Here is a 13946-nt window from a genome sequence, read left to right on the forward strand (position 1 = left end):
CAGGACTGAAAATGCTTTTTTTCATGATAATAATTACGATTTAAAGTTAATAATTTTTATACTTTTGAATCGTACTGTTTTCGGGGGAGCTTACATAAGTTTATAAATTTGGAGAAGGGCACAAGATTATTAATATTGCCCTTAAGTTTTTCATCTTCTATATTTGCTTAAATAATGTTTGATGTCTTTATAATTGTATTTCAGAATATTTATCTCCTATAATAAATCTATTTGTCTTAGTAAATATAGCTCTAGCAAAATCGTGAATATCAAAATCGAGACTTTGGGTTGCTTCTTTATTCTCAAATTTATCACTATTTAAAGTGAGTATATATTGAAATGAGTCTTGGTTTTCTAAAGAATATAAATAGTTTAAACTTCTGAAAAGTGTATCTTGGTCAACATCAAATATATTATCGTGTATTAAAAAATTAGGGTGTTTTTGTTTTGTATTTTCATTAAATAATAATGCTAAATCGTAAATGAAAACTTTGATTCGCTCTACACTATGGCTACCACCATAATCTATACTCATATTAAATTTAACAACATCTTTGTAAGTATCTTTGTTTACGGTTACAATATCAAACGAACATGTTTTGTTTCCCATTATAAATTCATGAATGTCTGATATAGAATTATTGAAACTTTCAATTTTTTTGTCATTTTCAACAATTAATGTATCAATTCTAGTTACAAGAGAAGACTTAACTGATTTTAATCTATTCTTCTCTTTTATATTTGCATCATAACTTTTCAATTGGGTTCTAGCTAAACTTGATTCTTCACTTTTTTGGTGATATATCGCTAAACTCTGTTTTAAATCTTTAAAAATGCCGTCCTTATCAAATGTATTTAAAATTTTAGATCTTTCGTCATCTAGCGTTTTAATATCTGAACTGACTTTTTTTTGTCGGGCAATTAAATTTTTGAGTTTTTCATTAACAATATAATTTTGAAAATTTTCAATTTTATTTTTAAAACTATTTACTTCTTCAAAAGTTTTCTTTAGCTGATTTCCAAGACCTTCCTTAAATTGTTCATATACAAACAACACATCTTCCTCATTTATTGTTTCAATTTCAGGAAGTGAGCGAATCTTATGAATGCTTAATTTTAAGAAAGAATTTTCAGTCCTAAGCTTATCTAACTCTGAATCAATATCAACAAGTTGATTTTGAATTACGTCAAAAGATTCAAAAGTTTTTAATTCCTCTAATTCATCTTCAAGTTTTTTTAACTCTCCTTCAGATGAATTTACATTCGCACGAACATCACTTAAATTTCTGGTATTATTGTGTGTTAGGCTATTTTTCAAATTACTAATTACTGATGAAATTTTATCTACTTCTTTAATTGTCGTTTTTGCAAGACGATACACTGCTACATCAAAGCCTATCATATACAGCGTTGGCATGTGATCAGAAGGTATTCTTTTTTTTGTATCGAAATAACTAACGATATCTTTAAATTCAGATCTTTCGTCCCTTATAGATGGATTTACTAACTCACGAAATGAAGGGTTTAAATTAATTACTGATTTGTTAGTATAATACAGATCGTTTAAATAATGTAAAGCATTTTCTGCACTGTCAAAAATTACTTTATTTCCCTTATTAGTAATAATTTCTGGATTATCTGCGTTTTTTAATGATCTTAATATAGTAATTTCATAATCGTTAATAACTAGATCCAAACATATTAAAGTTTCAGGTGGTAGCACATTACTTGGTATTTTTGCTACTCTACTTGATTCAATTCTTGTGAGTAGGCAAAAATTAATAAATTCTATTGACATCGATTTACCAACACCATTAGTTTTTTGTGATGAACCGTCACGCTCACCCAAAATAAAATTAAGACCATTTTTAAAAATGATCGGCTTTGTAATTTCAGGAAATGTATATAACCTTTTTAATCTAATCATTGAGAAAAATATACGGTTCTTCAAAATCAATAATACCTGCGGAATATAAAAACATTAAAGAGTAATTAAATTGTTCACTAATTAATAAGTTATTCTTTTTTAAAATTGTAGCAATTTCATAGATAGAAATTCTCCTATTCTTTTTTAAACTTATTTCCTTTAGTATAATGTAACCAATGTATACTATCGAATGTTTAATATTTTCATCTTTTGATATTAGTCCCATATTAATTTGGAAAAACGTTACATTTTATTAACTGATGAATTAGATAGAATTTTATTGCCATTTCATCAAAGGCTTTACCATCAGAAACAAATATACATTTAAAAAAATCACACAAATTGTCCAATGCTTCTTCAGGATTATTTTGACTGCTTTTTAAATATTTATTACTTATATCTTTTAGATAAATACCAATCTTTCTAATTTTCACTGAGGAAACCTCCATACTATTTTCGGTTAATCCTAAAGCATATGCATAGTCAATATATAGATCCGTATATAGATTTTTTAAATATGGTGCATAATCTGCAAATCTTTTTTCAATCTTGTGTTCTGGATCTGGTGCATTTTCACTTTCATATTCTTTATGATTATCTTCATTACTTATAAAATCAATAAGTGTGATAAAAGTTAAAATTTCGTTTGGTTTAGATCGTTCTTTACTTTTGTAATATTTTTGAACCAATTCATTACTAAGCCATCTTTCAATTTCTTCTAATCTATCGTAATCATCAATATTAGAAATTGCCTTTAAAATATAATTAACGTCGATTACATCACTATTCATATCAAAAGAAAAATTGTCGTACTGGATAATGTCTTTTCTATCAATTTTATCTTTTATGATTAAAATTTTAAGTTTGTCATATTCTTTATATAATTCTTTTTTTTCGAAGGCTTGAACAGTTTCTAATATTTTTTTTTTAGTATTGTTTGAGGTTACTTGAATAGCTTGCCTTTTTTTGCTGTCAGCCAAATCTATTACAGCAACATTTTGAGCAACGATATTTATGTTTTCTAAATTGTAGTTGAAAATTTTATTTAAAAGAATTTTAAAGAATTGTTCTGCATGAACATTTATATCCTGCAAATTTAAAGTACTTCTTAAAGTAACCTCCGTCTTTAGTATTGCAAAATGGCTGATAATACTATTAATAATAGATTGTCGGTTTCTCATCTAAAATTTGCTTATTTTTCTGGATGTTGGGATTAAATTATTATAAATACTTTGTTTCTAATAATTTTTAATTTATTGGAAATACTATGAGTGAATTTATAAAAAAAGAGCTAGAATCTTGTGAGTTTTCCTGTCTCTTTTTATTTACTTTTTAGAATGATTGAAACTATTTGGTAATTAATTTCTCCAATCTAACCATCATCTCATCTTTCTCCTTAAGCATCCTTTCATATAAAGCAATCTTTTCTTCGTGCAATTGAATAAGTTTCTCCACAGGATTAACATTAAAGGTACCCGTATGTCCGGTATTTAAGAAAGCACCATTGTCAAAAGTATTAGAAATAATATTAATAGCCTGCTCCTCATCAAAATTCTGAAAAGCCTCCACTGGGATTTTCAATACCTCAGATATTTTAGCCAACAAAGGATCTTCAATCAACTCCTTTTGCTCCAACAAAGAAATTTTCTTTTGGTTCCATTCTTCGCCAAGGTCAAAAGCCAAAGCTTCCTGCTTAATACCGAGCATTTCTCTGAATCGTTTTACGTTGCGTCCCTGATGTATTTTCTGTTCCATGTCTGCTTAGTTTTTTTCCGCCGTAAAGATACAGCCATTCTCTTAAAAATCTGAAAAGTAAAGTTAATTATTATCTCTTAAATATCCTATTCTAGGGATATATTATTCCCTTTGAGAATAGAGTAGACACTATTCTTTTCGCTACTTCGCACTACCATAAATTTAAAACGATGAAAAACAAAAAAATTCCTTTAGAACCCGGCTTTTGGACAGCCGACTGTATCACAAGTCCATTTGAACTGATCGATGCTTTTTTCGATTATGCGCATCATGATGCTTACCGCAAAGTATTATCTGAAATGATGTCAGTGATGTACAAAAAAGAAATCATACGCAAAGAATATCCCGGTCAGATATTTGTGTTTTATACCGCCTTCCGTTCATTTATTCGTGCTTGTTACAGATTACAGTTTAAAACACACCAATGGCAAGTAAAAGCAGATGAAACCCCACAGAACTATTCAAAATTGTGCCTTGGTTCTTTAACTGAAGAGGAATTTCAAAATCCATTTACTGTTTTTGAAAAAGCATTTACAGAGAAAAGTTTAGAAGAATATGATTTTTTTCTCTGCGAAATCGTGCATCTTTCATTATGTCCCTGCCCTGATGTTTCTGATTGGGATGTGATGACCCCCTTCACTTATTTAACAAAAATGTTAGATGCTGCTCAACTTATGCGAGAAAGAGGGCTTGAGAAAATAAAATGATAGAACTGCCCACCTATTAACTATTCAAAACCACGGATATCATATCCTTATTTAAAATAGAATAGCTGGTCACAATTCCGCTACTTCGTACCACAGTAAATTTGATGTGATGAAAACCAAGAAAATAGATTTTGAAGCTGAGTTTTGGGATTGCCACACAAAGCATTCATGTTTGACACTGATCGATGCATTTTTCAAAATGGATGATCTCACCGCTGTTAAAGATCAATTATTTGAGGTGATGAACTATTCCGTAAAACCTCAGGTCTTGCTGAAAGAAGATCCTGCATTGATTTTTAATTTTTACTTGTGTCTTCTTTCATTGATTAGGGCAAGTTCTGTTTTACCCCTCAAAACAAAAAAATGGAAAGTGAATGACGCTCCTGTATATTGCTCGAAATCATTGCAAAGTTCGCTTTCAGCTGACGAATATAAAAATCCTTTGCTCGTATTCCAAAAAGCGTTTACAGAATTTAGCTTAAAGGAATTTGAGTATTTTATCAAGGAAATCATTTATTTCTCTTTAAGTTCCTATGCTAATGACGCTGAATCGACTACGATCACATTTTTTATTCATTTAATAAAAATGCTGGATGCCGCCCAACTGATTCGGGAAAGAGGAATGGAGAAAATAGTAGAATAGCTCATCGTAAATTATTTGAAACCGCGGTTATTTTATCCCTTTTCAGAATAGAATAGCTATTCACTATTCTACAACTTCGTATCAAATTAAATATAATGTTATGAAAAAACAGAAAATAGATTTTGAAGCCAGATTTTGGGCAAGCTACTCAGGAACCTGCCCATTAAGAGTAATTGATGAATTATTCAAGAGCGATACCTTAAGTGATACTAAAAATCGGTTATATGAACTCATGCATTTTGCGATGAAACCAGAAGTATTCTTACCCAATAACCCATCCCTTGTTTTCCATTTTTATACCTCACTAAAATCATTTTTGCGTGCGGCTTACGTCTTCAATTTAAAGTCCAAAAACCTTAAATTGAATGAACATCCTGATTATGTTTCTCACGTCATGCAAGGTTCATTGTACGACGATGAATTCAATGATCCGTTTTTTGTATTTGAAAGAGCTTTTGAGAACTATTCTCTTCAGCAATTCGAAGATTTTTTAACCGAGGTGACCTATTATGCCTTGGGTCCACACAGTGATCATCCAGAAGGAAATATCATCTCCCCATTTTTACATCTTCAAAAAATGCTCGATGCGGCACGGATCATCAAAGAAAGACAAATCGAAACGTAATACCACAGAACGGTCACCACTAATGGTACAAAAACTCAGATATTGGATCTCTTCCGGGATAGAATAACTGCTCGCAGTTCTTCAATATCGCATCCAGATCAACCAACGAGCAGTAAACAGCCATACTATTGAACCGAAAAGGGACAAAACCCATGAATACACCGAATCTAAAATAGAATATTATATCTGTCACAAATATTTAGTAAATTTATAATAATTTCATTTTTAAAGAGTAACATTGAAAAAACAGAAATGGAGAAAAAAAATACAGCTATTCAGAATCAATATTTAAAAACGTTTGTAGAAACATTGCGTCCAGAAGATGCCGAAATCCGTAAGCAAGTCGACATCGGTTATACCTGGGAAAACAATACGGCTATTCTATTTGAGATTCGCCCAAAATGGGATCATCCAGAAGAGTTGCTCCATACAGAATTTGCAAAAATCCGCTACACAAAAACCCAAAAGGAATATAAATTATATTGGATGCGCAGCAGTGGAAAATGGGAAATTTATGAACCTTTTCCGACCGCCACTAATTTACAGGATTTATTAAACGAAATAAAAGAAGACACCCATTCGTGCTTTTTTGGATAAAGATAATTTAAATAAAGCTAAATTATACATTAAAATATCTTATTTGCTTTAATAATGAGTAAATAGGCACATTGTAATCTATCTATTTTGTATATATTTGTATAAATAAACAAAATAATGAATAATCCACGTCTTATTCCCACAGAAAAAATCATCGAACGATTGCGTTACGAAAATCCCTGGTGGATAACACAAGAGATTCCATCAGTCTATAAAGAAATGTCCAGACGTTTATATTTTGATTTATTTTATCCTTTCGTCATCGAAAAAGAAATTCGAAGAGCGGTAGTTTTAATGGGACCGAGACGGGTAGGAAAAACAGTAATGATGTTTCATACGATTGATCATTTGATTGGAATTGACAAAGTAAATCCACAGCGCATATTCTTTGTGGGAATTGATAATCCTATTTATATACACCTCAGTTTGCAGGAAATTTTAGATTTGTGCAAAGAAGCTTTAAAAGTAGAAAACCTAAATGGTTGTTATGTTTTTTTTGATGAAATACAATATTTGAAAGATTGGGAAAGACACTTAAAAGTATTGGTAGATTCGTATCCTGAAATCAAGTTTGTGGTTTCTGGTTCTGCTGCCGCCGCTTTGAAGTGGCATAGTACAGAAAGTGGAGCTGGACGATTTACTGATTTTATGTTGCCACCTTTGACTTTTCAAGAATTCATTCATTTAAAAAATAGAAATCATTTGATTCACAATGGTTTTATACAATATGGAAAAAAAAATATCCCTTATCGTGTGACTCACGATATTGTTGAATTGAATAAAGAGTTTTTGCAGTACTTAAATTTTGGTGGATATCCTGAAGTTGTTTTGTCAGAAAAAATTCAAGGTGATATGGGACGATACGTAAAAAATGATATTGTGGACAAAGTTCTTTTGCGAGATTTACCAAGTTTGTACGGTATAAAAGATGTTCAGGAACTCAATCGTTTTTTCACCTACATCGCCTACAATACAGGGAACGAATTTTCTTATGAAACTATGTCAAAGGAAAGCGGAATACAAAAAGAAACTTTAAAAAAATATTTAGAATATTTAGAAGCGGCTTTTTTAATTAAAGTATTAAATAAAGTAGATGTAAACGCCAAAAGGCTTAAAAGAATTACCAGTTTTAAAGTTTATCTCACTAATCCTTCGCTGCGAACGGCTTTGTTTTCGCCTATTAAAGAAACAGATAGTGAAATGGGAAATATGGTAGAAACAGCTATACTGTCCCAATGGATGCACCGTGAGAACTTGGATTTAGCGTATTCTCGGTGGAAAGATGGTGAAGTAGATTTGGTTTTGGTTGATGATAAGAAATTTAAACCAGTTTGGGGTGTAGAAATTAAATGGAGCAATCGCTACTTTGAGATGCCTCAGGATCTTAGCAGTCTTATGCAGTTTTGTAAGTCGAACGAATTTGAAAATGCTTTGGTAACTACGATTGATAAGCAAGGAACAAAACAGGTGAGTGATTTAAACTTTACGTTTGTACCTGCATCTGTTTATGCTTACAACATTGGCGAAAATACTTTACGAATGAAATCAACAAATTATTAGGATAGAAAAAACTGAAATCGTAAAAAGCCATTCTCGCATTAATTTGTCAAAATCAATTATTTCCTTTCCTTACAATATTTGGAAAGTTTCGGGAAAGTTTTGATAAATGAAATTACCAAGAATTATAAAAGAGATCGTCCTCGATCCAAATATATTAGATTAGAAAAAGGAATGTTGTTTCATGTGGCTGATTATTTTGGTAGATCATTATTTTGAACCGGAGATAGAATTGCTCTTGACAAGATTTCAATTAGATCTGAATTTATCTCCATGTTATTTTAGGATGGGTCAGGCAGGTTGCTCATCTAAAAATTGGCAGAGGATCCTTCCGGGAAACGGATCAAATACGCTAAAATACGTTTTACCGGCAAAATTCTAAATACAAGTCAATTTCTTAAAGAAAAATACAGCAATTGTTTATCAGAAATTTCAATAACTAGATTGAGGATACAATCTCAGGTTTGTGAACTTGATACCCTTGCAATGGTGATGCTTTACGAACATTTAAGATATGCTTTTTAATATTTTTTGAACAATTCATTTAAAATTAAGTCGGTAACACTGAGCATTAATTATCTATTTAGTCTTATAAAAGCTGTGTTGTAGAAGTTATTTATACGAATCTCCCCTAAGATAAAAATGCAAAAGTGGTATGTCGGGATTTCCGACTCGTCACATAATATTTTTGCTACAAAAGGAAAATGACGGTTGTTTCAACTTGTGCAAAAACCCCACAAGTTCGAAAGTTGGAATAGAATCTTCTTCTGTACTTTTTATGAATTGAAGAAAACCGATATTTACATTGCGTTTTTTAGATTATGGACATTAAAAACCAAATAGAAATTTATCAAACTAATTACAGCACTTCTCAAATAAATGCACAACTTGAATAAGAAACAGTTTGGCTTAAGCAAGCACAAATTGGAGAGTTTTTTGAGACTTCACCTCAAAATATTACGATGCACTTGAAAGGTATTTTGAAAGAAGAAGAACTTAACGAAAGATCAACTTGTAAGGAGCTTTTACAAGTTCGAAAAGATTGAACGAGAACTATAAAAAGAAAAGAATTGCACTACAATTTAGATGCGATTATTTCAGTAGGGTATAGAGTAAAATCAGTAAGACCAACCCAATTCCGTATTTGGGCAAATAGTATTCTAAAAGAATATCTAGTAAAAGCTTATTCCATCAACGAAAAATCATTAGCGCAAAAAAAACAGGAATTCCAACTCCTAAAAAATGGACTTCAGATTCTAAGCAGCGAACTTTTTTAACCGTCACATTTCGGCGTGTTGGTTTTCCATCTTTGTGAAAATAAATTTCAAAACATGGAAACAAAAATCACTCTCAACGTTTTAGAATGCATCTGAATATTCCGCTGTTAACTACACCACACAGAAAGTGTATATTAATTAGCAAAAAATTCTGGATGGAATATTTTTAAAGTTGATATTTCCGAAACCAAAAGCATGTGGTTTGGCGAAAGTCAGAAATTAATAAAGAAAATTTTCACGCAATATAAATACATGAAAATAACAGAAAAATTGTGTCCCATGTTGCTCTTCAATGAAGCAGATGCCAATATTGGCAAACGAAAATCTTTGTAGAAATTCCAGGTGCAGAATAGAATGTAGAAAGAAAACTTGAGTGGAGAATGTTCCTTCCAAAATCTACGGATGTGATAGAATTAGCATTGTTAAAAGGACTCTTGCTTTTCTTCCGTATACTTTTGGTGTTATTTTTCATCCGTTGTAATTGCTGTGCTATTCAAAATATTATGAAAAATCATCTATAACTTCTAAAATATAATTCGGTCACAAATAATTTATATCGGAATTAAGTTTATAAAAGTATCATCCGAAAATCCTTATCAATTACTAATTTCTGACAATGCAGGGATTTCTTGGAGTCTTGTTTTTAATGGTTCAGAAGTTTTAGGAGAGTTCTTCGAATTAGGAAAAAGAGATCTCACCGTTTTTGCCAAAAATTCAAAAGGTAAATTTCGTTCCATTTCGGAAGTGAAAGAATGGTCGAAAATAAATTACTGAAAGTGTAGAAGAGAAAGAAAAAATACCTTCTATCATATCAAAAATATATCAAAGAATAATTAGAAATTGAATGGTGTAGTATTTAGTTAATAAATGTATTTTTAAGAAAAAATTGATAAATATGAGTTTAGACTTATTTAAATTGGCAGAAGAAGAAAATGACCAACTTTTTGCAGGTGAAAATGTGATTTTTGACGGCATTGTTGATTATGAACAATACAGTAATGCATCCCCTAAAATTCTTTGGATTTTGAAAGAAGCAAATAGTGAGGATTCTGATTGGACAATGCGAGAAGCGATTAGAGATTTAAAAAATAAATCTGGTAAAGGACTTAAAAATGGTTGGGCAAATACTTTTACGTCAATTGTATATGCTACAAACGGTATTTTTACTGGCGAAGATTGGGGTTCTATGGGAAACTTTAATGAAGATCAATCAATTATTGACGTGATGGAAAAAGTAGCATATATCAACGTAAAAAAAATTCCGGGTGGAAGTGAAGCAGATTGGAATTTGATTAAGGGTTATTATTCCGAAAATAAAATTGCATTACATAAACAAATAAAATTAATTAATCCCGAAATCATAATTTTTGGAGGGACTTATAATTTTTTTGATGATGATTTTTTTGAATTTTTCGGTGAATTAGAGACAAACGTAGAAAATAACTCATTACATATTTATCAAAATAATAAGCATTTGCTTCTCAACGCTTATCACCCTAATAATCGTGTAATAAAGCATGAGACTTATTGTAACTTAATTTTGGATGCAGTTAAAAATTGGCAATTAAAATACAGAAAGTAAATCACAACCTAAGCCACTCTCGAAGTGGCTTTCTTCTTTTCAAAAGCAAAAGTACAACTTCGGTAAAAGTAGGAATTTCATTAAATTGGAATGGAACAATGACCTCATTTTGCAGGTTGATAATTCCATATTTCACTTTTCCTTGAATATCTTTTCCCACAGCAAAAAATATATTTCCCAAATGTTTACCTTTTAGATATTCTGCTGGAATTTTAAAATTTTCATTTCGGTCGATGAATCCGAAAGTAATTCCGTTTTTACTCACACAAGCGAATCCATTATAGAATGACGCAACTTCTTTGAAATGCATTGAATTATTTTCAACATTTTTAAAATTATAAAGTTTCCATTTTTTATTTTTTCTTCCCCAAAAGTGAAATGTAAATGCAGGAATGATTTCATCATAAATCGGAGGAATAATGGTTTGGAATTCGTCTGTAATTAAACCAAATAATCCATTTGAAGCATATGTAAAAACATCGTCAATTACGAATATTTTTGTTCTTTCCGATTCAAAATTCAATCTTTCAATTTTTAAAACAGAGTATTTCATTTTTCTTCAAAATTAACCGGTGAAGCGGACAAAATAAGTCATTCAACTATTGCTGAAATTTATATTTTTAAGTGTCTCAGTTTGTCTTAATCACAGTTTAAATTTGCTAAATAATTTAAAACAATATCAACATGAGTACAATGATTAACTATGAAAAAGAATTAATTCGAATCAGTCCAAAAGATTCTAAGAAAATTGAAGTTTCAACAAATGATGGACGAACTTGGAATTCGCGTTATGGTGGTTCTTCAATACAAGGAAACTTTCAAGATTTAACAGGCAATGGCAAAGAAATCTTAGCAACGACTGAAAAAGGATTGTTTGTCTCAAAAAACGCAGGAAGAACCTGGAATAAAAGATAAGCTAAAATCTTTTTTATGCCACAATTAATAGAATTTAAAAACCATTTTATTAGAATCTGTCCTACGAATTCTTCACATTTATTGCAATCAAAAGATCGTGGAAAATCGTGGGAATTTCTTTTTGATGGCTCAGTTTTAATGGGTGAAATAATGAATATCGCAGCAGATAGTAACCTTATTCTTGTAGATACTTGGAAAGGTTTTTTTATCTCAAGTTGCGGTGTTTTTTGGACGAAGATTGAAAACTTAAAACAACTTGAAGATTTGAAAGTGAAATATTAATTTTATTTGGAGATGTTCCAAAAATATTAAAAGGAAAGCTTTCAAGTTTTTTGTCTTGCAGCATCTTTTATGTTTAATTTTGTTTAAAATGAAAAAGAATGAGTAAGAAGTTTTTGCGAATGATTATTTTAGTGCGGACAATTTTAAATGATAATGGTAAACTTACTGCTGCTGAAATTAAAACTAAAGTTGAAAATCAATTTAAATCTTATCAGGATATTAAGAGTTTAAAGATGGATAAATATTCTGATACTACTTTTAGTACTGATAAAACTGCAATTAAAGATGTTTGGAAAATAGATTTAGAATGTGATAACTTTAATCGATATTCGATCAACGCCAATTTTGAAGGCCTTTTTCAAAATGATTTACTCAATTCTGTCATCTTTTTATCTTCTTTAAATTCCGATTTGTTGCTTCCAGGGTTTGTAATTCCTGAAACCAGAAAGAATACGGGTCTGGAGCATTTCTTTAATATTTCTAAAGCAATTGAAGAAAATTCGGAACTAAAAATTTCTTATTTCGATTATGTTTCGGAGCGAGAAAAAAATAAAACTATTCAACCGTATCGTTTGAGGCAGAAAGATTTTAAATGGTATGTTTTAGCCACAGATTCTACGGAAGTTCCGTTTAAAAGTTATGCTTTAGAAAGAATTCGGGACATAGAAGTCTTAGGAAAATTTAAGCCGAAAAAAATTGATTTTGAAACCCCGTTTCAAAATGCAATCGGAATGTTCACTAATCATGACGCTGTAAAAGTGGTTTTGGAATTCGACCATCGAGACGGACATTATTTGAAAGCGAACCCAGTTCATCATTCCCAAAAAGTATTTTCTGAAAATAAAGAAACCATTCAGTTTGAATTTTTCGTAAAACCTACTTTAGATTTTATCATGGAAATCATGAAACGAACTTGGTCGTTAAAAGTTATTGAACCAGAGTTTTTGAAGGAGAAGTTTTTGGGTTATTGGAAAGATGCGATTGAGAAGAATAAATAGAAAAGCCACTTTTTTGGAGTGGCTTTTTGATTAAATTTTTGCTCTTTTGAAATTATTATGTTTTTTATGCATTAATTCTAATTGCATTTTGTTGATAATCATCTCAAACTCAATTTTCAATTGATTTTCATTAATTTCTTTAATCAAAATTATATTTTCTGAGTATTTTGTTCCTCTTGCGATTAGTTTTTTGTAAGTTATAGGATTGTTTAAACCTTTTTTAAGCAATTTTGAAATTTTTAATAATTCAGGAAAGTCTTCTGGTTCTTTTTTTATTTTTTTTAAAATTGAATCCATTGGTTCTGTATGATCAATGGCAATCTCGGATAAAGATTGAACGTTCATAATTGAATATTTACTTTCTTTTAGATCATGTGAAAATATGTTTTTTCCATTAATCAAAACATCATTATTTTCACTAATTATCAAATAATTTAAACTCTTTAGAGTTGAGAATTCATTTCCTTTGTCATTGATTTTGAAAGTAATATTTTCGATTTGGGTATTAATTATATCATTAAAATATTTCTTGTTGTTGGTTTTATAAAAATATTGCTTCAAGAAAGAAATTGGGTAGAAAACTCCACATTTGTTAAATCTATTTTGTGTAATTAACCTCAGAAAAAATATTTCTTTAATTTTTTCATATGAAAATTCATAATTAGAATTTGAAAAAATACATTCGATATCAGGCTCAATTAATTGGTCTGCAGTTTTTTCATCTTCAATTTCATCACTCAAAAAAACATCATTTATTTGATTTGTAAAATTAAGCAACATTTTTTCACGGATAAAATCAATATATTTATTAAAGCCAGCTTTGTATTTTTCTTTTGATTTTTTATCCGAAGAAATAATAATTTCATTTGCATTAATTTTTAAATAATCCAACTTTTCAATGTCATTATCTACAAATATATTTTCAATTATTTCAAATAAATTATTGTTTAAAATTATATTGCAGTTTTTTACATAATTAATATAATCACTTATATTCTTATCTTTTTTTATATTATTTTTTTTACAATATTTCTTAAATTCTTTTTCTAAATAAATAGTTTCGTTCATAGTTTGTTTCTTT

General features: G+C 29.9%; 16 protein-coding genes and 1 pseudogene. 11 read left to right on the top strand and 6 right to left on the bottom strand.

The annotated features are described in order from the left end of the window. Positions 1-187: 187 nt before the first annotated feature. The 4 genes from ACZ9HT_RS16160 to ACZ9HT_RS16175 form a co-directional block, all read right to left on the bottom strand. A complete protein-coding gene (locus ACZ9HT_RS16160) occupies positions 188-1927 on the bottom strand; it encodes a DUF2326 domain-containing protein (protein WP_476041532.1) in 1740 nt (579 codons plus the stop codon). Further along, positions 1920-2153: an ABC-three component system middle component 6 gene (locus ACZ9HT_RS16165; protein ID WP_476041533.1), complete on the bottom strand. Its 234-nt coding sequence runs from the start codon at positions 2151-2153 to the stop codon at positions 1920-1922. Before ACZ9HT_RS16165 ends, ACZ9HT_RS16160 begins: the two co-directional genes overlap by 8 nt. 1 nt (position 2154) lies before the next feature. Next, entirely contained in the window at positions 2155-3108 is a 954-nt protein-coding gene (locus ACZ9HT_RS16170; RefSeq protein ID WP_476041534.1) for an SMEK domain-containing protein, read from the bottom strand. A gap of 166 nt (positions 3109-3274) precedes the next feature. Then, the gene (locus ACZ9HT_RS16175; RefSeq protein WP_476041535.1) at positions 3275-3682 is read right to left on the bottom strand and encodes a helix-turn-helix domain-containing protein; all 408 of its coding nucleotides are present in this window, start codon (positions 3680-3682) and stop codon (positions 3275-3277) included. A 170-nt stretch (positions 3683-3852) separates the two neighbouring features. Between ACZ9HT_RS16175 and ACZ9HT_RS16180 the strand changes: the two genes are divergently transcribed. The 8 genes and pseudogenes from ACZ9HT_RS16180 (at position 3853) to ACZ9HT_RS16215 (ending at position 10670) form a co-directional block, all read left to right on the top strand. Next, entirely contained in the window at positions 3853-4389 is a 537-nt protein-coding gene (locus tag ACZ9HT_RS16180) for a hypothetical protein (RefSeq protein ID WP_476041536.1), read from the top strand. 109 nt (positions 4390-4498) lie between these two features. After that, complete coding sequence (locus tag ACZ9HT_RS16185) at positions 4499-5032, top strand: hypothetical protein (RefSeq protein ID WP_476041537.1); 534 nt, start codon at positions 4499-4501, stop codon at positions 5030-5032. A 100-nt stretch (positions 5033-5132) separates the two neighbouring features. Beyond that, positions 5133-5657, top strand: a complete 525-nt coding sequence (locus ACZ9HT_RS16190; protein ID WP_476041538.1) for a hypothetical protein — start codon at positions 5133-5135, stop codon at positions 5655-5657. Positions 5658-5909: 252 nt separating this feature from the next. After that, positions 5910-6254: a DUF3024 domain-containing protein gene (locus tag ACZ9HT_RS16195; protein WP_476041539.1), complete on the top strand. Its 345-nt coding sequence runs from the start codon at positions 5910-5912 to the stop codon at positions 6252-6254. Positions 6255-6371: 117 nt separating this feature from the next. Then, positions 6372-7814: an ATP-binding protein gene (locus ACZ9HT_RS16200; RefSeq protein ID WP_476041540.1), complete on the top strand. Its 1443-nt coding sequence runs from the start codon at positions 6372-6374 to the stop codon at positions 7812-7814. A gap of 1052 nt (positions 7815-8866) precedes the next feature. Beyond that, positions 8867-9088 (top strand): RhuM family protein, encoded by a 222-nt coding sequence (rhuM, locus tag ACZ9HT_RS16205; protein ID WP_476041585.1) that lies wholly within the window; start codon positions 8867-8869, stop codon positions 9086-9088. A gap of 150 nt (positions 9089-9238) precedes the next feature. Further along, positions 9239-9421, top strand: a pseudogene (locus tag ACZ9HT_RS16210) (AAA family ATPase); the annotation flags it as partial. A gap of 562 nt (positions 9422-9983) precedes the next feature. Next, positions 9984-10670 carry a hypothetical protein gene (locus ACZ9HT_RS16215; protein ID WP_476041541.1) on the top strand — a complete coding sequence of 229 codons (687 nt, stop codon included), beginning with the start codon at positions 9984-9986 and terminating at the stop codon, positions 10668-10670. 1 nt (position 10671) lies between these two features. Here ACZ9HT_RS16215 and ACZ9HT_RS16220 read toward each other — a convergent pair whose 3' ends face one another. Further along, on the bottom strand, positions 10672-11223 hold the full coding sequence (locus tag ACZ9HT_RS16220) for a WG repeat-containing protein (protein WP_476041542.1): 552 nt from the start codon (positions 11221-11223) through the stop codon (positions 10672-10674). 131 nt (positions 11224-11354) lie between these two features. On the opposite strand from ACZ9HT_RS16220, the gene ACZ9HT_RS16225 reads away from it, so the two are divergent. From ACZ9HT_RS16225 to ACZ9HT_RS16235, 3 genes are all read left to right on the top strand, one after another. Continuing rightward, on the top strand, positions 11355-11585 hold the full coding sequence (locus ACZ9HT_RS16225) for a beta propeller repeat protein (RefSeq protein WP_476041543.1): 231 nt from the start codon (positions 11355-11357) through the stop codon (positions 11583-11585). A gap of 15 nt (positions 11586-11600) precedes the next feature. Next, complete coding sequence (locus ACZ9HT_RS16230; RefSeq protein WP_476041544.1) at positions 11601-11867, top strand: hypothetical protein; 267 nt, start codon at positions 11601-11603, stop codon at positions 11865-11867. A 98-nt stretch (positions 11868-11965) separates the two neighbouring features. After that, positions 11966-12865: a WYL domain-containing protein gene (locus ACZ9HT_RS16235; protein WP_476041545.1), complete on the top strand. Its 900-nt coding sequence runs from the start codon at positions 11966-11968 to the stop codon at positions 12863-12865. Between the two features lie 30 nt (positions 12866-12895). On the opposite strand, the gene ACZ9HT_RS16240 is transcribed toward ACZ9HT_RS16235, so the two are convergent. After that, positions 12896-13933: a hypothetical protein gene (locus ACZ9HT_RS16240; RefSeq protein WP_476041546.1), complete on the bottom strand. Its 1038-nt coding sequence runs from the start codon at positions 13931-13933 to the stop codon at positions 12896-12898. Positions 13934-13946 lie beyond the last annotated feature (13 nt).

The organism is Chryseobacterium sp. UYP7, from assembly GCF_056279225.1.